Here is a 21,488-nt window from a genome sequence, read left to right as displayed (position 1 = left end):
CAAGGTGATGGACGGGATGGCTGAGTGGCAGAACCGGCCCCTCGACCCGGTTTATCCGGTCGTGTTTATCGATGCCATCAACGTCAAGATCAGGGTTCTGTCGCCGATCTTGTGAGTTCTCAGCGCGCGAGTAGGACGCGTTTGCGGAGTAGGTCGAGTCCGGCTCGGCCGAACATCTGTCTTTTGATCATCTTGAGGCGGTTGATGGTGCCTTCGACGGCGCCGGAGTTGTGCGGCAGGGTCAGGCCGTTGCGGACGGCGTCAAGATCACGGCGCAGGTTGCGGGCGAACCCGGCCAGCGGGGTGAGGGTGTCGCGTTCGACGGCGGTGATCCAGTCGTCGAGGCGGTCGCCATGGCGGCCGGTCATTATCACCGCGAACGCGCGCACGTGTTTGACCAGCCGATTCAGGTCCCGATCGCGGTGGCGCAGGTCGCGCAGTTTGGCGGCGTCGCGGGGATCGAGGTGGTCGGGGTGGGTCATGATCCATGAGGTGACCTGACGGACGGTGGGTGGTTTCGGGCCGGGGTGCGGGGCGTGACCGCGGCCGGTGCGGAAGCGGCGCAGGTAGCGCTGGACGGCGAGTTCGCCGCCGGGGTAGCCCTGTTGCTGGATCTCGCGGAACAGTTGGGTGGCGTTGCGTTCACCGTCGTTCCAGCGTTGGTGCAGGTAGCCGGTGAACGGGTCGACCAGGTGTGAGCGTTGCTCGGTGACGGCGGTCAGGTCCTCCAGGCTCCGGGCGTTGACGAACTTGCGTACCGTGGCCTGGTGCAGCCCCAGCTTGCGGCCAATCGCCGCCTTGGACATGCCCTGAGCTGCCAGTTCCTGCACGGCGGTGTAGTGCTCCCGCAGGCGGGTCACGATCTTCTTCTCCGGTAACGGCCGCACCACCTCAGGCGGCGCGTCCTCAAGCGGCGGCGGTGCCGGCGGGGCGAGCCGGGCGCGATGGGCGTTGACCGTCTTCTCCACCGCTTGGCCCAGGTTCTGCCAGAGATGGAACCGGTCGGCAACCTGCACCGCGTGCGGGGCGCCCTGCCGGGCGCCTTCGCCATAGCCACCGGCCCGGTCCCGGCAGATGATCTCCACCTCAGGATGCTGCGCAAGCCAACCGGCGAGGCTGTCACCGTCACGACCATCGAAGACCTCGACCGGACGGCGCGTGGACATGTCGATCAGGATGGTGCCGTAGTGGCGTCCGCGTCGGAACGCGAAGTCGTCGACGCCCAGGACCGTCACAGTGGTGGCTGCCGGATCGGGCAGACCCTTAACCAGCCGCAACAGGGTGTCACGGCCCACGGTCACCCCGACCGCTGCAGCCAGCCGAGCGCCGGCACGCCCGGCCAACGCGAGCCCGATCCGCGTGAGCAGTTCCCGCAGCCCATGGGTGAAACGGGCATGGGCAGTGGTCAAGCCGTCGACCTGCTCGACGAAGGTCACCGCCGGGCAGCTGCGGTTGTCGCAGCGGAACCGTCGGACCTGCACCTGGAGCAGCACAGCCACCCCGGCAACCGTCACGTCCCGTAATCGCCGCAGGTAACGACCATGAACCCGACTCGATGGCTGCTGGCATTTACCGCACCGCGCCGTCGCTGATCGGACCCGGGCGCAGAGCACGACCGCTTCCTGGTGTCGGCGCTGCTCAATACCGTCGATCAGCAGGTCGGACAGATGAGGCAGCAACTGCTCCACAAGCGAACACGCCGAACATCATCAACGGCTGCGGCCGAGAACGGACCGGACGGTCCACATCACAAGATCGGCGACAGAACCCGCACCTTGACCACGATCGCGTTGATGAACACCGCCGCGTAGATCTCATCCAACGGGCGGTGGGACCAGTCGGTCATCTCCTCGATCACCTTGTCGGTGATCCGGGAGATCGTCTCCTTGCTGACCGACACGCCGTAGATCTCCGCGAAGTGCGCCGAAAGTCGAGTCGGCCCGCAGCGCGGTTCCGGTGTAGCCACCGGCCCGTTTCTGCGGGCCGCTCGCCGAGTGAATCTGGCGGTACCGCACGGTTGCGCCGTGGCGGGACCTGCCGAGACAGACACCGATAACCCTTGGGAGAGGTGCGTCAGTCCGCCGGTGCGCCGTGAGGCGCGATCGATCTGACCCGCTGCCCATCCGGTCGGGTAGCCTGACGCGGTGACGGAGCCTGACCGCGTGTCCATCGCGGTACCCCGGCTCGTTGGTCGTGAGCGCGAGCTCGCAGAGGTCAGTTCCGCCCTCGACGTGCCGGCGGCAGTGGTGTTCGTTCAGGGTGAGGCAGGCGTCGGCAAGACCCGTCTGGTCGATGAGGCGCTCGCGCAGCGGGAGCGGCCCGGCCGGGTGCTGCGCACGGCCTGCCCCGCCCTGCTCCAGCCGTTCACCCTCGGGCCGCTTGTCGATGCGCTCCGGATCGCGGTTGACGCCGGGGCCGACCACAGTCTCAGTGCCCTCGCCGGCGACCTCCGGCCACTCTTCCCCGAGTGGGCGGAGTGGCTGCCGCCGATGCCCGAGCCGGCCGACGACCCAGCGATGGCGCGGCACCGCGTCTTCCGCGCCGTCACCGAGCTCCTGGACCTGCTCGCTGTCGAGCTGCTCGTGGTGGAGGACGTGCACTGGGCCGACGAGGCGACGATGGAGTTCCTGCTCCTCCTCGCCTGCGGCCCGCCCCCGCGCCCCGGCATCCTCCTCACCTATCGGCCCGAGGACGTCCCGCGCGACTCGCTGCTGCCGAGGCTGACGACGGCCCAGCTGCCTCACGGCCGCAGCGTCCGCATTGCGCTGGAGCCGCTGCCACTTGACGACGTCGCCCGCATGGTCTCCTCGATGCTCGGCGGCGAGACGGTGTCAGGCGCGTTCGCCGCCTTTCTCCTGGAGCGCACCGCCGGCCTGCCGTTGGCCGTGGAGGAGTCGATGCGGCTGATGTGGAACCGCGGTGACCTGGTCCGCCGCGGCGACGCGTGGGCACGCCACCGGATCACCGAGATCGACGTGCCGCCCACGGTGCGTGATGCGGTCCTCGCCCGGGCGGCCGGACTCGGTGACGCCGCCCGGGCGGCGCTGCGCGCGGCCGCCGTCCTGACGGAGACCTCGAGCGAGTCCACGGTGTTGGCGGTGATGTCCGGCGACCCGGCAGGCCGGCTCTCCGGGCTCGCGGAGGCCGTGGCGTCGGGGCTGCTCGCCGAGGACGCCGCCGGCATGGTCTCCTTCCGGCACATGCTGGCCTGCCTCGCCATCTACGAGGCGATCCCCATGCCCGAGCGACGAGCCATGCACCTGCGCGCGTCGCGGGCACTGGCCGATGCGTCACCCACCCCGCTCGCCCAGCTGACCCGGCACGCCAAGGAAGGCGGCGACGCGAGGGCGTGGGGTGCCTACGCCGAGCTGTCGGCCGACCGGGCACTCGAGTCCGGCGACGGCTCCACGGCCCTGGTCGTCCTCCACGACCTCCTGGTGCACGGCACGCCGGCCGCGGGCGACGTGGTCCGGCTCACCGACAAGTACCCGGTCGGCCTGCTGAGCGGGCACGAGAGGTATGCCGAGCTGCTGGCCGCGCTGCGCCGAGTCGTCGACTCGGGCGCCGCTTCCCCGGCCGAGGAGGCGGAGATCCGGTTCCAGATCGCCCGGCTGCTCACCCAGATGGAGGCCTTCGAGGACGCCCGGTCCGAGATGGAGCGCGCGTTGCCGGGGCTGGGCCACAACCCGCCCAAGGCCGCCCGCGCGGCCATGTACCTCGGCCTGCTCTCCTACGGCACCTCCACCCCGGCCCGGGAGCTGTTGCATTGGCTGCGCCAGGCCTCCCGCATCCCCACCGACGCGATGTCCGAGGCCGACCGGTTGAGCATGGTAGTCGGGCTCGCGAGCGGGCTGCTGGTGCTCGGTGAGGAGGACGGGTGGGCCGAGGCGGCCAAGATCGGTGACGACGCCGCCACCACCGCGGAGCGGATGGCCGTCTCGGCGGGCAAGCTCAACGTCGGGGAGATGGCCGTGATCTGGGGCCGCCACGACGAGGCCCGGCGGGCCCTGATGACGGTCATCGACCTGGCCGCCCGTCACGGGTTCGACAAGGACGACCGCCTGGCGCGGGCCACGCTGGCCCTACTCGACTGGGTCAGCGGCGACTGGGAGGGCCTGGCCGAGCGAGCCAAGGAGTTGGCCGACGACGAGGAGCTGCTGCAGCCGGTGAGTCGGTTGGCGCCCGCCACGGTCGTCGGACTCCTGCAGGCCGCCCGCGGCGAACGGGCCCAGGCCGAGCAGACGCTCCGCGCTGTGCTGCGTCGTGCCGACGAGCTCGGGGGTGCGGAGTCCTCGATCGGCCCGGCCAGCGCCTTGGCCGGGATCCGTCTCGCCGCCGGGGACGTCGAGGACGTCCTGCGCCTCACCGAGGCTCCGATCGCGTTCCTCGCGGGCAAGGGCAACTGGATCTGGGCGACCGACCTGGCCCAGGTGCGCGTCGAGGCGCTGCTCGCCGCGGGCCGCACGGCCGAGGCCATCGAGCTGATCGACGCCTTCGAGCGCGGGATCGAGGAGCGCCATGCGCCCGCGCCGCGCGCCGCACTGGCGGTGTGCCACGCCCTCGTGCTGGCGCTGGACGAGCCGCTGGCAGCTGCCGCGGCCTTCGAGCAGGCTGCTGCCGCCTGGCAGGCGATCCCGCGACCCTACGACACACTGCGCAGTCGGGAAGCTCAGGCGAGCTGCCTGGTCCGGGCCGGTGCGACGGAGTCCGGCGTGGCGCTGCTCACCGAGGTCTTCGCCGCCCTGTCCGAGCTCGGGGCGCGCGCCACCGCCGAGCGGGTGAGGGGCGAGCTGAGAGCGCACGGCGCCCCGGTGAAGCGGCCGGCCTGGAAGGGGGGCCGTCGCTCGTACGGCGACCGGCTCTCGCCGCGCGAGCTCGACGTCGTCCGGCTGCTGGTCGAGGGGCGGACCAACCGGGAGATCGGCGACGTGCTGGTGCTGTCGCCCAAGACCGTCGCCCGGCACCTGGAGTCGGCGATGCGCAAGATGAAGGTGTCCTCGCGCACCGCCCTCGCCGTGCAGGCCGTGGAGAGTGGCGCGATCGAGGCCCCCCACCCCATGCCCCCGTCAACCCAGGCCCCGTCGACCCAGGCCCCGTCGACCCAGGCCTGATCGTGGCCGGCGCGCTGTCCTGGACCCAAAAGTTGGGTCATCTGCCCAGTCGCGGGAACGGCCGAGCGCGGTGAGACTCCGAGGGTGGAACCGAACCAGCGCCCTCCCGAGTGCGGTGAGACTCCGAGGGTGGAACCGCACCAGCACCCTCCCGAGTCCGAAACCCCTCCCACGGCTGCGCCGTCGTCGGCGCCGACCGCGGCGGACGGGGCCGACACCTCCGGGGAGTACGAACCCATCTGACCCCACGGCACGACCGCACGAACCTCCCAACGAAAGGTCACCCGCATGAGCCACCCCCGTCCACTCGGGAGCAGGAGGCCGGCCCCCGCCTCCGGCGTACCCCGTCGCTCCTTCAGCGCCCGCCCTGCGTTCGCCGGAGCGTCCCTCGTCCTGGCGCTTGCCCTGACCGGGAGCCTGGGGAGCCTCAGCGTCGCGGGCGCGGCCAGCGCCGCCGGGCAGAACGGCACCGACGGGCGGGCCAACCGCGTCGTCGACACCCACCAGGTCACACTGATCACCGGTGAGAAGGTGCTCCTCACCGAGCACGCCGACGGTCTCCAGACCGCGAGCGTGGCGCCCGACGGCACCCGCGACACCCAGGAGTCGTACACCACCCTTCGCGCCGGGGACGACCTCTACCTCATCCCCGACAGCGCGCAGCCCTACCTCGCCCAGGACTCGCTCGACCTGGAGCTGTTCAACATCTCCCAGCTCGTCGACGACGGGTACGACGACCAGGGTCGGGCCACGATTCCTCTCATCGTCACCTATTCCGAGAACGTGGCCCGGGCCCTGGACCGTCCGGCCCCGCAGGGATCGGTGAAGGCCCGCAAGCTGCCCAGTGTCGACGCCGTCGCCCTGCGCGAAAGCAAGGACAAGGCCTCGACATTCTGGGAGGCCCTGGACGACGACCGCGCCAAGGCGCCCCAGCCCCGACTCGCCGGCGGTATCGAGAAGATCTGGCTCGACAGGCCGATGCACGCCTCCCTCGACCAGAGCGTCAAGCAGATCGGGGCGCCGACCGCGTGGGCGGCCGGTTTCGACGGTGCGGGCGTCAAGGTCGCGGTCCTCGACAGCGGCGTCGACCCCACCCACCCCGACCTGACCGGAGTCGTCAAGGAGTCCCGCAACTTCACCACGGACGCGGACGCGGTCGACCACCACGGCCACGGCACCCACGTCGCCTCGACGATCGCCGGCTCCGGTGCCGCCTCCGGCGGGAAATACAAGGGCGTGGCGCCCAAGACCGACCTCTACATCGGCAAGGTGCTCGACGGCACCGGCAGCGGCTCGGAGTCGAGCGTCATCGCGGGCATGGAGTGGGCGGCCAACACGGTCGACGCCGACGTGATCAACATGAGCCTGGGCAGCTCGTCGCCCAGCGATGGGACCGACCCCATCAGCCAGGCCGTCAACCGGCTCACCGAGTCCAGCGGCGCCCTCTTCGTGATCGCCGCCGGCAACTCCGGGCCCGGCAAGTCAACCGTCGGCTCCCCGGGTGCCGCCGACGCCGCGCTCACCGTGGGCAACGTGACCAAGCAGGAGGCGCTGGCGCCCACCTCCAGTCGCGGCCCGCGCCTCAACGACTTCGCGGTCAAGCCTGAGATCACCGGGCCCGGCACGGCGATCGTCGCCGCACGAGCCGCCGGCACCACGATGGGCTCGCCCGTCGACGCCACCTACACCTCGGCGAGCGGCACCTCGATGGCCTCGCCGCACGTCGCCGGCGCGGCCGCCCTCCTGGCCCAGAAGCACCCCGAGTGGACCCCGGACAGGCTCAAGCAGGTCCTCGTCGGCACCGCCAAGTCGGGCACCTTCACGGCCTACCAGCAAGGTGGCGGACGCGTCGACGTCCCGAAGGCGCTCGACGCGACCGTCTACGCCGACCCGGCCGTGGTGAGCCTGGGTCGCCACGAGCGCGACGGCCAGCCCATCACCCGCCCTCTGGAGTACGTCAACCCGACCGACGCCGAGGTCACCGTGGCCCTCAACATGGTGGCGTTCGGTGAGTCGGCGCCACCGGAGGGGATGTTCACCCTCGGCGCCACGAACCTCACCGTGCCGGCGCACGGCCGCGGCAGCGTGGACTTCACCTACGACCCGCGGCTCGGCACGATCGGCGACTACACCGCGATCATCACCGCGACCTCCAGCGACGGCACGGCCTTCCACACCACGGTCGGTGCGACCAAGGACATCCCGATGGTCGACGTGACCCTGACCGGCATCGACCGTCACGGAAAGCTGGGACCCACCGAGTGGGTGGCCTTCGACCTCGACAACCGCAAGCTGCGTCAGTTCTTCAGCAGCACCACGCCCACCACGGTGCAGCTTCCCCTCGGCCGCTACTCGGTGATGGCCTACATCCGGACCACCGACCCGGCGTCGGGCGTCCTCACCGACTTCACCCTCGGCGGCAACCCCGAGCTCGTCCTCGAAGGGCCGAAGTCGGTCACGGTCGACGCGCGGGACGCCAAGAAGGTGCAGATCTCGACCCCCGAGGAGTCGGTGGTCACCATCAGCAAGCTCGGCTACCGCCAGCAGATCCCCGGGCTGGGTGGGCTGGACGCACTCAAGACCCTCGGCAGCAACCTCGACGGCGTCTACGTCGTCCCCACCGAGCCGACGAGCGTGAGCGACTTCGAGTTCGACTACCAGGAGCGCTCCTCCTCGCCGACCATCAAGGCTGCGTACGCCGACGGCACAGGCGCGATCCCGCTGCGGCCGGTCACCTACGCCCTGTCGCTCTACGGGAACAAGACGCTCCAGGCCGTCAACGCCGGTCTGGCCCGTCCCGCCGAGCTGGAGGGCCGCGACCTGAGCGGCAAGCTGGCCGTGATCACCCGCGACCCGAGTGTGCGCACGATGGACCAGCTGGCCGCCATCGCCACAACCGGCGCCGAAGCGGCGGTCCTGGTCAACGACCGTCCCGGCCCGTTCTCCACGATCGTCCCGCGGGTGCTGCGCACCAAGATCCCCGCGTGGTCGCTCACCCAGGACGCGGGTCAGCAGCTGCTCGCCCGCATCCACCACGGGCGCACCAACGTCAGCCTCCGCGGCATCGGCAAAGACCCGCAGGTCTACAACGTGGCGCTGATGGTCCCCGACACCATCCCTGCCGATCCCACCGACGCCGTGACCTCCGCCAACTCCGCGACCACCCACGCGGACTACCGAGGCCCGGCCGGTACCTACATCGGCGACTCCAACGCTGCGGTTCGGCCGGGGGAAGCGTCACTCTTCAACCTCATCGACTACTTCGACGCACCCTCTTCCCGGACCGAGTGGTACTCCACGGGCAACAAGTGGCCGACCAGCGACCAGATGCGCTGGTGGCACACAGTCCACGCCGATGACGCAGACATCTCGCGACAGATCATGGGCGCGATCACCGGCTACGCGCCCGGCAGCACCCGAGACGAGACCTGGCTGGGGGCGGCCATCACGGCCGGCGGACCCCAGGGAGGCGGCGCCGTGCGCGACGGTGACGCGCTCATCTTCGGCCTGCCCGAGTGGGTCGACAGCGGCGGCCACTACGGCTGGTCGGGCAATACCACCGATCATGCGACGGCCCGGCTGTTCCGCGAGGGCGAGCTGGTCCGCGAGATCCCCTGCCCGGCGTGCCGCAACGTGATCGCCGTCGGAGCCGACAACGCCACCTACCGGCTCACCCTCGAGACCCAGCGCCCCGACTGGATGCCGCTGTCGACCAGGACCAGCACCGAGTGGACCTTCCAGTCGGCGCGTCCCACGGCCGACAGTGAGCAGCTCGCCATGCTATGGCCGCGCTACGAGCTCGAGCTGGACGACCAGAACCGGATGTCCGCCCGTGGCACGAGGACCTTCGACCTGTCCATCCTCACCGCTTCCGGCGAGGTTTCGAGCCTCGAGGAGCTGAAGGTCTGGGCGTCCGGCGACGACGGCGGCACCTGGTCGTCGGCCGAGACGAAGCGCAAATCCGACGGGTCATACACGGTGACGGTGCCCGCCGTCGGTTCCGGCTACGTGTCGCTGCGGGTCAGCGCCCGCGACGGTCACGGCAGCGCGGTCACCCAGACCCTGATCCGGGCCTACGAGGTTCACTGAGCGTCAGGCGATCACGGAGGGGCGGTCGCGTGGACGACCGCGCTGCAGCATAGTCGTGGGCGGATCCACTCTCAGCAGAGAGCCCATGACGAGAACGATGCGTTGCGCCGCCGAGGCCCCACACCGCCCGTCGCCAGTGACCGCGCATGGGGGGTGAAGCGGGGGATGCAGTGAGCGCAGCGAGCAAGCCCGGAGCTCGCCGAGTCACCATGCGTGGCCGGCGAGTTCTGGGCTTCCCGACGTCGACGTCAAATCGGTCCCGGACACTGGTCGTTCCAGCTGCCGGGTCTGCCCTTCGGCCACCCACGAGCGGGACGGCCGACCACCTCTTGAACCCGGCTGGTCCGGCCCAGCCGAAAACCAACGGGGCATTCGGGTGGGCGTCAAAAATCAGCCACTTGCCAGGCCTCAGGGGGTCAACTCGCGGATGCCACGCAAGCGCGACCTCCGGTGTCGGTGACGCGCGCAAGCATGCTGCCGATCATGAGATCCACCCAGATCGTGACCGCCGATGCGGCCCGCCGGACTCAATCCCCCCTGCCGATGATCTCGCAGTGGTTCTCAAGGGCGGGGTCCAACAACAGCATCCTCCCGCCGGAGCTGTGAGCAGAACAGCTCACCCCGCGGACTCGGCGATGGCGCCTGCCGCGTAGACGCTGGATGTGCTCACGCAAACCACCCCAGTCTCCGAGGCAACGACCCTCGATGTTCACGGCCGAGCGACGCACCCTCGCACAGCCCTCCTGGGCGCGTACATGGCCTCCGGCACATAGCCAGCCGCTCGCGGCTTTGCCGATGATTCGGCGTACCTTCGGCTTGTCTATCAGGTGCCGCGCCGTGGTGTCACCGATTGCTGGTTGGCGGATCAGTGGGTGGTGCGGTCAGTCGGCCCAGTTCGGTGCCGGCGAGCCGGCGCACCACGGGGTCGGGGTCGCTGGCATACCGGTGGAGGATGTCCGGGGCAGCGTCAGGCGCGAGATGTCGCGCCGCAACCGCGACCCGCTGACGGACGTCGGGGGCCGGGTCGGTTGCGAGCTCAACCAGGAGTTTCTGCCAGTGCGTTGTGCTGCCACCGGCGCTGGCGAGTCCACGGATGGTGGCCGCGCGTACCACTGCCTGGTCGTCTCGCGCCAGCGCCATGAGCTGCGGTGCCACGCGGGGATCGGAGTCGACCGCCTTCGCGAGCGCGTGGGCGGCGTCGATCCGCAGTTCCGGGTCTTCGTCGGCAGCGAGCGTGAGCAGGGCGTCGACTGCGGTCGGTCCGCCGACTGCGCCGAGGGCGTTGCGGGCGTTCTCGCGGACGTGCGAGTCGGGGTCGTTGAGTAGCCGCAGCAGGGCCGGGGTCGCCTCGCGGTTGCCGAGTTGCTCGAGTGCGTACGCGGTCATGGATCGTACCCGGGGCGCCAGGTCGGCGGCGAGGGCAACCAGCGGCATCACCGCGTCAGCCCTGCCGCTGTAGCCAAGTTGGCTGATCGCCGATACTCGTACCTGGTCGTCCAGGTCGCGCAGTGCCTTGATGAGAACTTTGAAGGCCCGGTCGTCGGCGGCTGAGTCAGGAATCGAGGCGATTGCCACGGATCTGATCTTCGGATCGGCGTCGGTCGCCGCAGCTGCCAGCAGTTCGACGTCCTGCGCTTCGGCCACGAACCCGAGTGCCTACCGCCCTTCGCGGCGCAACTCGAGCGCGTTACCGGTGACCAACTCGAGCACCGCGCGCCGGGCGGCTGGCCGGTCCCCGTGCAGCAGGTGGATGATTTCGGCCTGCAAGCTGTCCTGGTCGTCCCCGAGGTCGCGGGCCGAGGCGCGCAGCAGCGCCGGAAGCGCCGCCACACCCTGGATGCCGGCCAAGACGCCGGCGATCAGGTCGCGGCCGTAGAAGTTCCCTTCGTCAAGGAACCGGTCGAGTGCCTCGGTCAGGTGGGACACCAACGTGATGTCCCCGCAAGCCTCCAACTGTCTGAGAGTCGGTGCGATGGCGTCGTAATCGTCCTCAAGCTCCACGGCGTGCCGGACCACGGCTTCCAAGGCCCCACGGCTGTCGATCACGCGGCCACCCTGCCACACCCGATGGTGGAACAGTGCACCGAACCTGCAAGATCAATCCGCTTGTCCGTCGCCGGCCAGGCGCGGAGTCGCGCCGATATGCGGAGGCAGGATCCTCATACTGGGCGCATGGCTCGGGATGTTTCGTCGGTTGACGCTATTCTGCGCTTCGCCTCCGCCCTGCGCGAGTTGCGTGGTCGACTGCTCACCGACTTGTTTCCCGTCGCGGACATCGCGGATCTTCTGGCTGCGGTCCGCTCGCGCGGAGAGTTGCCCCGGGAAGGTGTCACCCGTAGCGGGATCGAGTACACCGTCCACGGCGCGGGGTGCCGGTTAATCAGCTCCGACGGCAGGGAGGTCGACGTCGACCTGGTCACCGATCCCCTGCTCGGGCGCGAGGTTGAAGCATTCGACGCCTGGCGAATCCGTTGGTTCCTCAACGACGCCGCCGATGACGGCTACAGCCATGAGGACATCGTGGCGGCCTGCACCCATTTCGCCGGCGAGGGCCCCCTACGCGAGGTGGTTGAAGGCCGTTGGTTCGCGTTGCCTGGCGCTCCAGGCGGCCCGGCATGAGTCACCCACACGCAGCAACCCACCGCTGTCCGCCTTGAAGCAGCGCATCTTCAGGTACCCGGATCTTCCGCCGTGCGTGAGCTGGGCCGCCAGTGTTGCAAGGGGTTTTGCTTCGCTGGGCTCATGCCGACTGGAGCCGGCGGGTATGGATGTCCTGGTAGCGGAGCGGGTCGACGGTGGCGGGGTCGTCGAGAGTTCGACGAGTAGGGCGCCGTTCGGGAGCCGGCGTGCCTGGGCCGCGATCTCGGGCAGCGGTGCCGGTGGCAGGTGGCGGTCGGGGCCCAGGTAGGTCCACCAGCCGAGCTGCCCGTTCACCGCTGGCACGTTCGGTCGGCCGTCGCCCTACGCGCCGCCGCCTGCCCCAGTACCCGGCCGAGATCGGCCACCACATCCCCGACGCGATCTTCGCCGCCGTGCAGCGCCTCACCGGCAGCCCCCGCCCCTACGACTTGGTGGAGGTCACGACCAAGATCTTGGGCGAGCACCTCCGCGCGCAGGCTGGCCCGGCGTGCGAGCTGACCGGCGGTGAGCTGATCCGCCGGCGTCTCCTGCTCGCCTCAACCGATGTGATCACGATGGCGCTCTACGCCGCCGTCGCGCCGCACGACGAGCGCCGCTGCCCGGCCCCCGGCGGCGAGCCGACCGTGCAGCGGCGCAGGCTGCGGCTTCGACCCCGACGACTTCGCCAACCTCACCCGCTAAACGGCCAGGGCGGGGCGACCCAGGCCGGTCCGCGCTGCCCGCTCGCCCCGCATCTGCCCTACCACTAGCTGCCGAAATACGCGTGTATTACACTAATGGAGTGCCGTACGAGTGGGAAGAGTGGGCCCTGCAGGCGCTCGCTGGCGTGCAGCCCTATGAGGTACGCCAAAGCTTTGGAGGCCAAGCAGCGGTGGCCGCGTGCTGCCGCCGATGCCGCAGGCTTCCAAGTGTTGACCGTCTGGGCCCGTACCCACGACGGCCGGCCGCTGATCGTGGCCGTGCACCACGTCCACGGCTTTACCTGGAAAATCATCGGCGCGCGTGACATGGCCGACGCCGAGCTGGCCGAGTTCACCCGATGGGAGCAGACGCGATGAGCGACAACCAGCACCTGCCGTCCACCCCTGAAGAGGTGGCCGCGCTGATGAACAACCTCACCTTCGAGCCGCCGCCCACCCCTGAACGGGAGGCCGAGCTGCTCGCTTCCCTGCCTGAGGCCGCTGAAGTCATGGTGGTCCGGTCCCTACGCATGCCCATCGACCTTGACGAAGCCGTCGCCGCAGCTGCTAAGGAAGCCGGCGTCACCAAAACCGCCTGGATCCGTCAAGCCATCGAGATCGTCCTGACCATGCAATCCGACGACGACCAGCCCATCTCCCGGGCCGACGCCCTCCGCGCTCTCACCCTGCTGCGACCCGTACGCCGGGCCGCTTAGGCGACGAAACCACCGCGATGAGCAGATTCGACGACGTCCGCTCTGTCGAACTCTCGTTCGAATGAATACTCTCGCGAAGTGAGGATCAGCCATGGGTGACCGCAGCGCCATCGAATGGACAGAGGCGACGTGGAACCCTACGACGGGCTGTGACCGCGTCAGCCGTGGATGCGACAACTGCTACGCATTGACGCTTGCCAAGCGGCTCAAGGCGATGGGGCAGCCACGGTACCAGCGAGACGGGGATCCGCGGACGAGTGGACCGGGGTTCGGGTTGACGCTCCACCCGGACAGCCTCAGCTTGCCGTTGACCTGGAGGCGCCCCCGGCTCGTGTTCGTCAACTCAATGAGCGACCTGTTTCACGCCCAGGTGCCGGTGGAGTTCGTCCGCCAGGTCTTCGAGGCCATTGCGGCGACTCCACAGCACACCTATCAGGTGTTGACCAAGCGGGCCCGCCGTCTACGCCGGCTGGCACCCTCGCTGACCTGGCCGTCGAATCTGTGGGTGGGCGTCTCGGTGGAGGATGCCGACGCGGTGGATCGGATCGATGATTTGCGGGACGTGCCCGCAGCGCTGCGGTTCCTGTCATGCGAACCACTGCTTGGTCCGTTGTCGGACCTGAATCTCGACGGGATCGGCTGGGTTATCGCCGGCGGCGAGAGCGGCACCAACGCCCGGCCGCTACATCCGACCTGGGTTGTGGACCTGCGCGATCAGTGCACCCGCGCCGGAGTGCCGTTCTTCTTCAAGCAGTGGGGCGGGCGCACGCCAAAGGCTGGCGGTCGCGAGCTGAACGGCCGAACATGGGACGACATGCCCCTCAGCTCGACTGCGCCCTGAGACTCCTCCCGGTCTACGCCCGGCAGGTCAGACCGCCGCGGGGACAAGCGCATCCTCAGGCGCACGTGCGGCCAGCTGGCGCCGCCGCAGAGGCTTTCCCTCCCGATGTCGCAATGAGACACTTCTTCGTAACACCTCGTGATCATCGGGAGGGCTGCATGCCGGTCGACGGCCCGGTGCCGTGGCCGTGTGCGGAGCACACGGGCGCCAAGCACGACATCTACCGCCGCTACCTCGAGCGATGGTTCCCCATTCTCCTCGCCGGCTCCAACGCCTACCCCTCTGTCACCTACGCCGAGGGCTTCGCCGGGCCCGGCATTTACAGCGGCGGAGAACCCGGGTCACCCGTCATCGCGATCCGCGCGCTCGTCGACAAGGTCCCCGCGACCAAGGGCATCGCCCGATTCGTCTTCATCGACGACGACCAGCGCTGCGTCAACATGCTCCGGAAAACTCTCCAAGAAGCGTTTCCCGACCGGCCGCGGTCCGAGGTCGCGATGCCCGTCACGATGGGCAAAGGCACCTGCGCCGACGATCTCGAAGCAGCGCTCGACCGCATGGACGCCTGGGGCCAGCCGATATTCGCAAACTTGGACTCCTGGGGCAATGCACCTGTGCCCTTCAGGCTGCTGAAGCGCCTCGCCGCGAACGTATCCACCGAGGTCATCGTCACGCTGCTCCCGCAGCACTTCGTCCGGTTCGTCAGCAACTTGGGCGAGGCGGGTGACGACGTGTTCGGCGGCGACCCGCGGTGGCGCGATGTCGTCAACCTGCCACCAGCGGCGAAGAGCCGGCACATCCTCACCTGCTACCGGCAGGCTCTGCAGGCGGCGGGCTTCCCGTACCTGCTGGACTTCGAACTGGTCCCCCGGAATGGCCAACCCCTGTACCTCGTCTTCGGCACCGGGCATCACCTCGGCGTGCAGAAGATGAAAGACAGCCTCTGGGAGGTCGACCGGGTCCAGGGCGTCGGCTTCCGCGATCCCCGCGACGAACAAGCAGAGACCCTGTTCGCCATGGACGAACCGCTTCTCGGGCCACTGACCCGGTTGCTGCAGCAGAGGCTGCGTGACAGCGAACCGGTCCGCGTAGAGGACCTGCGCCAGTTCGCTCTGTTTGAGACGGTGTACCGACCTGAACACGTCATCAAGGCACTGAAGCCGCTCATCGACGCCGGCAGCGTGAAGATCGAGGACGGCGGCCCGCTGCGGAGGGCATCCTTCGTTTCGCTAGTGCATGCGCCCCTTCGTTAGGTGTACCGAACTTCCTCGGCCCCCGGGTAACTGCCCACCGAGCAAGGCAGACCGGGCCGATCCTCCGACCCGGTGCGGATCTCGTCACGTTGGGAGGTGTACTTCCTCGAGAGAGCGCCCGATCATTGGGCGCAGAGGTGCCACGCGGAGCGGTGCGCGCCATCGGCCACCGGTGGCTCCCGGCCGTCAGGAACGACGAGGCCCGAGACATGGGCGCCCTGTTGTCACCGCCATGACACGACCTCCTGTCCCGAGCGGTGAACAGCTTGTCCGTCCGCTTGTTCCTGCTGCCCTGCCCGCCCGTTCACGTCCTCGTCCCGTACCGATGCCGGTACTGCCCGCTCGAGTTCAACTACCGGCGGTTGTCAATGCCGCGGAGCTTCTGTTGGGGATGGCTGTCCCATCCCGCTGCGGCCGGGTGGCCGCGCAGCCCATTCTGCGTGCGTTGGGTTGGCAGCCGGGCCACCGCCTTGACATCCACCCGCACCGAAGGGTGCTCGTTATTGCCTCGGCCAAGGATGGTCGGGACCGGGTGGGCAGCCGAGGTGCGCTGCCCCTGCCGGCTTCCAGCCGACGTATGTGCCGGATTGGGCATGGCGAGCCGGTCCTGCTCGCCGCGCTCGTCGCCCATGACCTGGTTGTTGTGCACCCGATCGGCGCCGTCACTCGGCTGCTCGCCGACCTGCACATCGAGGTAGCGGGAGGCGACCATGTCTGCTGATTCTGCCGCCGTTGCCGCCGCCCGGCAGGTCCTCGCGCATCTCGGTGTCACCCTGGCCGACCTCCAGTCCAACGCCGGCGTGTTGGTACCAGTGCCGACGGTCGCGGAGTATCTGCCGCGCGTGATCGCGGCGGCGGGCCCGGGTGCGAGACGGACGTACGGCACGTACTGGGAGCGGATGGCCGCTGCGTGGGGTGATTGGCCTCTGAACTGCGTCGCAGCGAGCGACATCGAGGCGATGAAACAGCAGATGGTCGCCACAGCCCGGTCGCGGCGTAACAGCCGCAACGGCCGGCACGCCGGCGAGCACGTCATCGCCGCCGCCCGCGCTTTCTTCTCCCGGGCGGTCGCTGACGGCCTCATCGACGCGTCGGCCAGTCCCGCCCACCGCGTCGCCAAACCCCGCCGCCTCCCCAGCACCCGCCGCGCTCTGACGCCGCACGAACTGGAAAAGATCAACATGGTGGCGCGGACCAGCGGCAACGATGTCATCCTCGACGCACTCCTGCTGCGCCTACACACGGAGAGCGCCTGCCGGCGTGGCGGTGGCCTCGCCCTGCGGCTTGTTGACCTGGATCGTCCCAGCGGGCTTGTGCGGCTGGCCGAGAAGGGCACTGTGCGGTGGCAGCCGGTCAGCCTCGACCTCGCCGAGCACCTGTACGAACATGCCCGCGTCCGCGGTGCCGTTCAGCCCACCGACCGCTTGTTGCGCTACCGCAACGGCCTGCCGATCAGTAGCCGCCGCTACGACCACCTGTGGAAACGCATCGGGGAGCGCCTGCCGTGGGTGGCCGCTCAGGGCATCTCCACCCACTGGCTGCGGCACACCACCCTCACCTGGGTGGAGCGCCACTTCGGCTACGGTGTGGCCCGCGCCTACGCCGGGCACACCGACAGCCCCGGATCCTCGACCACCACCTATATCAAGGCTGATCTGCACGCCGTCGCGGATGCGCTGTCGGCGATGACCGGCCAACCACACCCACTCGCCACGATGGAAGAAACCCGGGCCGCCTGGCCCACAGCCACTCGCCACTGATCGATATTGGATGAGATCCTGTCGCTTCGTGTGGCCGGTGGGGGAGGAGCCCTGGATTCCGCCGCACGAAGCGACAGGCAAGGGCGGGAGCCTGGGGATGAGCGACACCGATCCGACTGGGCCTGGTTCCGCCAGGAGGCTGGGGAGGTGTGAAACTATCGAGGATGGTTGAAGCCCTGGACTGAGTGACGGGAGTTGTGGATGGACGGCGCAGGCGGCGATTGGACTCCCGGTGACGTTGCTGCCATGATCGGCAACCCGTTCTATGCCGTGAATATCGATCCTGACCTGGCTGTCGCGCGCGATCCGATAATCTCCGAGGAAGAATGGGTTGCGGCGAACGCGAGATTGATCGACGAGCTTGGCCCAGAGCCTTATCTGCGTAACCTTCTGGCTGTTCTTAAGGGCGCGTACCCGACGAGTTGACAACTCCACCGCCCTCTTGAGATTTCGCGTCTGCGCCGTCGCTGGTGCCTCGCGGCGCGAACTCCGTGCGGACTCAGCCTGTCGGAGGCGCCCTTCTCCGTGTCCGGATTGATGAGTGCGCTGTCATCGGCGCAGGCAGATCGAATTGTTTGCTTAAATTGCGTCACGTGGCAGCTCACGCCTGTAGTGTTACGCATCGTGAAGTGCTAGGCTTATCGCATGAGCACCCGTTTGTATAGCGGGTGCTACGCACGGGTGGCCGAATCCCCCCTCGGACACAAATTTGCGGCACCGATGCCGTGTCTTGCATACTGGTGGTCAAGCGCACTTGACCACGCGAATCTGAACTCTGTCACCGCCTCTACCGGCTTGGCGCCGGGCGAGGGCGGTGTTCGTTGTGGCTGAGCCCTCGGTGGCTTCCGTCGTTCCTCCGGTTCTGCTTCCGGACCAGGTGAGGGCCTCTCGCGGTGGCTCCGCCGCTCGGCTGCGTCGGGCACCCTTACCGATGCCGGCTCTCCCTCAGCAGCGCACCGAAGCGAGGATGTATCGCCTGGCATCGGTCGACAGCAGCGGCCGGATCCGTGATCGGGCGATCATCGGCGCGCTGGGCTGGGAGCCTGGCGTGCGGCTCGACATCCGTCACGGTGCTGGGGCCATCGTTGTGCGCCGCGATCCCCAAGATATCTTCGCCGTCACCGGTCAGGGGCACCTGTTGCTGCCGGCTGCGGCGCGGCACTGGTGCGGGCTCGGCGCGGGGGAGCGGGTCCTGCTGACCGCGGACCCCGCCGCGAGCCTGCTCGTGGTGTATCCGCCAGGGTTGTTGGACGAGATGGTCGCCCACGCCGAGCGGACGGTGCTGGGCGGTGATGAGGCGTGAGCGCGGCCAGCGCGGGCAAGGCGGAGCTGGATGCCGCGCGGCTGTTGCTGTCGCGGATGGGCATCTCGCCCGCGGACCTGACGGAAGCGACGGCGGACCGTCCGTCGGCGCCGACGTTCGCGGAGTACGTGCCGGTGGTGGCGGCAGCGGTCAGCGGGGGCACCCGGCGCGCGTACGGGTCGTACTGGAAGCGTGTGATCGAGCAGTGGGGCCAGCGGCGCATTGACGAGCCGACGCCATCGGAGATCGAGCGGTTGGCCGAGTACGTCAAGACGCACGTCGTCGCCCGGCGCAACGCCCGGGGTGGGCGAAGCGCGGCGGAACATCTGATCGCATCGTTGCGCTGCCTGTACCGGCGGGCGGTCGCCGACGGGCTTCTGTCGGAGGCGGACAACCCGGCGTTGAAGGTGGCGAAGCCGCGGCGGTTGCCGAGTACGCGGCGGGCGTTGGCGGACGCTCGGTTGGCGGAGATCAACGAGGTGGCGGCGTCTACGGGTGATGATCCGGCGTTGGACAGTCTGCTGCTGCGGTTGCACACGGAGACGGCGTGCCGTCGGGGTGGGGCGTTGGCGTTGCGGCCGGTCGACCTAGACCCGGACCAGTGTCTGATCCTGTTGCGTGAGAAGGGCGAGACGGTGCGGTGGCAGCCGGTGTCGCCGACACTCATGCGGTACCTGCTGCGGCATGCCGAGCAGCGGCATGCCACCGAGGCGGGGCCGTTGTTCCGGTATCGCAGCGGGCAGCCGATCACCTACCGCCGGTACGACCACCTCTGGGTTCGCATCGGTGAACACCTGCCCTGGGTGCACGCGCAACAGATCAGCACCCACTGGCTACGGCACACCACGCTGACGTGGGTGGAGCGTAACTTCGGCTACGCCATCGCCCGCGCCTACGCCGGTCACTCGGGCAGCGGTGGTGACGCCGGAACCACCGCCACCTACGTCCGCGCATCCATCCACGAGGTAGCTGCCGCGCTTGCGGCGCTGACCAACGAACCCCATCCGCTTGCATGACTTGACCCAGAGTAGGAGTTTAAGGCTCTACTTGGCGCCGCCTTGCGGTTGGTTTTTGGCGAGGTGTTACGACGGGCTGTGGAAGCATCATTTCATCTACAGGATGGCAACGTGTTGGATTATCCACCCGCAAGGGCTTGCCAGGTGCCCGCCTGATGGTTCCCTCCACCAAAACCGCTCGTCCCTGATAGTGCCAATTCCATGCCTCTAGGTATTGGTGCATTCGGAGTCTAACGAGAATTTCAGTAGCGCGGCCCTGACGGACAGTCGCGATCGCGATCTCGCCAAATGGATCGTCGTGGCTCTCATGGCGCAGCTGCACGATGGTTCCTGAGAAGACGCGGCTAGGGTCGACCTTTTGCTGACGGAGCTTTTCAGCCACCACCTTTACCAGATCGGCCGCCTCCGCCTCGATGACAACGCTCCTTGGCATCGTCTCGGGCGCAGGTACAGCCGGAGCCCAAGCCACGGTTGCCTCGAACTCTCCAATGGCTCGTTGATCTAAGATCCGAGCCAATGCGGTGCAGAACTCTCGGCTGACGCCTCGGTAGACTAACTCATGAACTTGGTTAGGGGTGGGCGCCCGAGCGTGATCTACTACGAGCTCCCTAACCGCCTGCATCGACTGTGCAAACGTCCGCACCACGCGTCGCTCGAAGGGCTCCGAGGGTGCCCTATGTAATTCTCCGTGAGTGTGATCAAGGGTCGGTTGATGAAGGTCCGGTTCAGACGGTGCAGGTATCGGCACAAGCACCGGAATTACGTACGAGCCCTTCTGTGTGTGACCCATCAGCGCCTGGCGAACAACGTCATCACCAGGCTTGGAATAATTCGTGGCGATATGGGCGCGTTCCCAGCGTGCGGTCGTGGCGGCGGCGCGAAGCATCGCCCTCGCCGACGCCAAGATCTTGACTCCGGTTTCGAGTGGTATGGCGTCGGTGATTCTTGAGTCGTTGGCCGCGCGTAGGTGCGTGACGTCAAAGAGAAGGTACTTCGCCGCTGCGATCACTTCCTTCGGCGTCCTGCGCTCTGCGGCTGCCAATCTTCCGACGACACCTGAAACTAGGTCCGAGTCTTCGGCAGTTGGTACGCCTATTCGTGCGCCATCGCGGAGCCAAAGCGAGCCCGCAGGGCCGGGAGGTTGCTCAACCCAGCCGTTGAAGCGCAGGTATGCGCGCAGTTCGCCGATAGACGGCTGTGCGGCTTCGCTGATCATCAGTACCCACCTTGCGGCTGGGGCTGGAAGCATGCGTCAACGTCGGAGGACCATTGGCGTAGGGTATCTGCCGTAAGTCGCTGGCTCTTGGGAACAGTGATACCCGATGCCTGGGACATCTTGTCGACCCGCACCCAGAAGGCTGCTGCCCGGTGCATGGTGCCGTCGCCTCGATGGTCGAGCCAACTCGGTTGATCGTCAGGATCCATTACAACCAAGACGAAGTAAACCGGTACGCCGGAATTGTGCCACTTCTTCCACCACTGCTCGTCTGCTGGCCAAGTTGCGGTGCCGCCACCGTTGATGCGGAACTTGCCCGTGCACTTCACCTGCACTCGTGCGTCTGCGACAGCAAACTCGATCTTGCCGTCGATCGCTAGCACATCCTCATCGATGGAAGTCTCGGTGAACCCGACGCCAGCTTGGCTGCAGATCGCCCGGAGGTAGGCAACGCCGAACCTCGCCTTACAGCCGTTGGGGCCGAGGGTGGCGATGTCCACAGGGCCTGGCTGATGAGGGACCACCATGACCATCATCATGACGACCTTGCGACACTGAAGGTAGACCTGATGTTGCGCAGGGCTACGATTTGCTGAGTCGGCAAGCCGACAGAGTTCGCAACTTGAAGTTTGCTAAGCCCTTATGGGCAAGGTGCCGCTCGCAACCTGGCATCAGTCGTTGACATCAACGGTGGCGGCCAAGGCCGGACCGGTGCGGGCGGATGTTGCCTTCGACCGGATCCCAGCGGACACCAGCGGAAACTACGACACTCGCCGGAAGCGCCTTGTAAGCGAGGTGCCGCGCGTAGCGAAGCAGTCGCGAGACCGGCCCCGTTGGCCGCAGAGTCCCCGCGGCCAACGGGA

18 protein-coding genes and 2 pseudogenes are annotated in these 21,488 nt (G+C 68.3%); 13 read left to right on the top strand and 7 right to left on the bottom strand.

Annotated features, from left to right (window positions below; all coding sequences use genetic code 11):
• A pseudogene (locus ABT006_RS30420) lies at positions 1-94 on the top strand (transposase); the annotation flags it as partial.
• Positions 95-119: 25 nt separating this feature from the next.
• On the opposite strand, the gene ABT006_RS30415 reads toward ABT006_RS30420, so the two are convergent.
• Together ABT006_RS30415 and ABT006_RS30410 are read right to left on the bottom strand one after the other, a co-directional pair.
• Positions 120-1,613 (bottom strand): ISL3 family transposase, encoded by a 1,494-nt coding sequence (locus ABT006_RS30415; protein WP_502891042.1) that lies wholly within the window; start codon positions 1,611-1,613, stop codon positions 120-122.
• 155 nt (positions 1,614-1,768) lie between these two features.
• Positions 1,769-1,930, bottom strand: a pseudogene (locus ABT006_RS30410) (transposase); the annotation flags it as partial.
• Positions 1,931-2,144: 214 nt separating this feature from the next.
• Here ABT006_RS30410 and ABT006_RS30405 point away from each other — a divergent pair.
• Entirely contained in the window at positions 2,145-5,111 is a 2,967-nt protein-coding gene (locus ABT006_RS30405; RefSeq protein ID WP_350711910.1) for an ATP-binding protein, read from the top strand.
• A gap of 288 nt (positions 5,112-5,399) precedes the next feature.
• Complete coding sequence (locus ABT006_RS30400; protein ID WP_350711909.1) at positions 5,400-9,200, top strand: S8 family serine peptidase; 3,801 nt, start codon at positions 5,400-5,402, stop codon at positions 9,198-9,200.
• Positions 9,201-10,043: 843 nt separating this feature from the next.
• On the opposite strand, the gene ABT006_RS30395 is transcribed toward ABT006_RS30400, so the two are convergent.
• Together ABT006_RS30395 and ABT006_RS30390 are read right to left on the bottom strand one after the other, a co-directional pair.
• Complete coding sequence (locus tag ABT006_RS30395) at positions 10,044-10,844, bottom strand: HEAT repeat domain-containing protein (RefSeq protein ID WP_350711908.1); 801 nt, start codon at positions 10,842-10,844, stop codon at positions 10,044-10,046.
• Positions 10,845-10,856: 12 nt separating this feature from the next.
• On the bottom strand, positions 10,857-11,246 hold the full coding sequence (locus ABT006_RS30390) for a hypothetical protein (RefSeq protein WP_350711907.1): 390 nt from the start codon (positions 11,244-11,246) through the stop codon (positions 10,857-10,859).
• Between the two features lie 126 nt (positions 11,247-11,372).
• Here ABT006_RS30390 and ABT006_RS30385 point away from each other — a divergent pair, with 126 nt between their 5' ends.
• From ABT006_RS30385 to ABT006_RS30360, 6 genes are all read left to right on the top strand, one after another.
• Complete coding sequence (locus ABT006_RS30385) at positions 11,373-11,819, top strand: DUF6896 domain-containing protein (protein WP_350711906.1); 447 nt, start codon at positions 11,373-11,375, stop codon at positions 11,817-11,819.
• A 413-nt stretch (positions 11,820-12,232) separates the two neighbouring features.
• Positions 12,233-12,589: a hypothetical protein gene (locus ABT006_RS30380; RefSeq protein ID WP_350711905.1), complete on the top strand. Its 357-nt coding sequence runs from the start codon at positions 12,233-12,235 to the stop codon at positions 12,587-12,589.
• Positions 12,590-12,694: 105 nt separating this feature from the next.
• On the top strand, positions 12,695-12,898 hold the full coding sequence (locus tag ABT006_RS30375; RefSeq protein WP_350711904.1) for a hypothetical protein: 204 nt from the start codon (positions 12,695-12,697) through the stop codon (positions 12,896-12,898).
• Positions 12,895-13,236 (top strand): hypothetical protein, encoded by a 342-nt coding sequence (locus ABT006_RS30370; RefSeq protein ID WP_350711903.1) that lies wholly within the window; start codon positions 12,895-12,897, stop codon positions 13,234-13,236. Before ABT006_RS30375 ends, ABT006_RS30370 begins: the two co-directional genes overlap by 4 nt.
• A gap of 91 nt (positions 13,237-13,327) precedes the next feature.
• Entirely contained in the window at positions 13,328-14,077 is a 750-nt protein-coding gene (locus ABT006_RS30365; protein WP_350711902.1) for a DUF5131 family protein, read from the top strand.
• A gap of 158 nt (positions 14,078-14,235) precedes the next feature.
• Complete coding sequence (locus tag ABT006_RS30360) at positions 14,236-15,330, top strand: three-Cys-motif partner protein TcmP (RefSeq protein ID WP_350711901.1); 1,095 nt, start codon at positions 14,236-14,238, stop codon at positions 15,328-15,330.
• A 352-nt stretch (positions 15,331-15,682) separates the two neighbouring features.
• Here the strand turns inward: ABT006_RS30360 and ABT006_RS30355 are convergent, their stop codons facing one another.
• Positions 15,683-16,042 (bottom strand): hypothetical protein, encoded by a 360-nt coding sequence (locus ABT006_RS30355; RefSeq protein ID WP_350711900.1) that lies wholly within the window; start codon positions 16,040-16,042, stop codon positions 15,683-15,685.
• Between ABT006_RS30355 and ABT006_RS30350 the strand changes: the two genes are divergently transcribed.
• The 4 genes from ABT006_RS30350 (at position 16,041) to ABT006_RS30335 (ending at position 19,409) form a co-directional block, all read left to right on the top strand.
• Positions 16,041-17,090, top strand: a complete 1,050-nt coding sequence (locus ABT006_RS30350) for a tyrosine-type recombinase/integrase (protein WP_350711899.1) — start codon at positions 16,041-16,043, stop codon at positions 17,088-17,090. The genes ABT006_RS30355 and ABT006_RS30350 overlap by 2 nt on opposite strands.
• 201 nt (positions 17,091-17,291) lie before the next feature.
• On the top strand, positions 17,292-17,516 hold the full coding sequence (locus ABT006_RS30345; RefSeq protein WP_350711898.1) for a hypothetical protein: 225 nt from the start codon (positions 17,292-17,294) through the stop codon (positions 17,514-17,516).
• 541 nt (positions 17,517-18,057) lie between these two features.
• The gene (locus ABT006_RS30340; protein ID WP_350711897.1) at positions 18,058-18,393 is read left to right on the top strand and encodes an AbrB/MazE/SpoVT family DNA-binding domain-containing protein; all 336 of its coding nucleotides are present in this window, start codon (positions 18,058-18,060) and stop codon (positions 18,391-18,393) included.
• The gene (locus tag ABT006_RS30335; protein ID WP_350711896.1) at positions 18,390-19,409 is read left to right on the top strand and encodes a tyrosine-type recombinase/integrase; all 1,020 of its coding nucleotides are present in this window, start codon (positions 18,390-18,392) and stop codon (positions 19,407-19,409) included. The genes ABT006_RS30340 and ABT006_RS30335 overlap by 4 nt, the downstream gene beginning before the upstream one ends.
• Positions 19,410-19,428: 19 nt before the next feature.
• On the opposite strand, the gene ABT006_RS30330 is transcribed toward ABT006_RS30335, so the two are convergent.
• Positions 19,429-20,625, bottom strand: coding sequence for a hypothetical protein (locus tag ABT006_RS30330; protein ID WP_350711895.1), 1,197 nt, complete (start codon positions 20,623-20,625; stop codon positions 19,429-19,431).
• Entirely contained in the window at positions 20,625-21,125 is a 501-nt protein-coding gene (locus ABT006_RS30325; protein ID WP_350711894.1) for a DUF4365 domain-containing protein, read from the bottom strand. Before ABT006_RS30325 ends, ABT006_RS30330 begins: the two co-directional genes overlap by 1 nt.
• Between the last annotated feature and the right edge of the window lie 363 nt (positions 21,126-21,488).

The organism is Micromonospora sp. NPDC002717, assembly GCF_040295705.1.
Classification (GTDB): Bacteria; Actinomycetota; Actinomycetes; order Mycobacteriales; family Micromonosporaceae; genus Micromonospora.
This window is presented reverse-complemented; position numbering and strand designations above follow the sequence as displayed.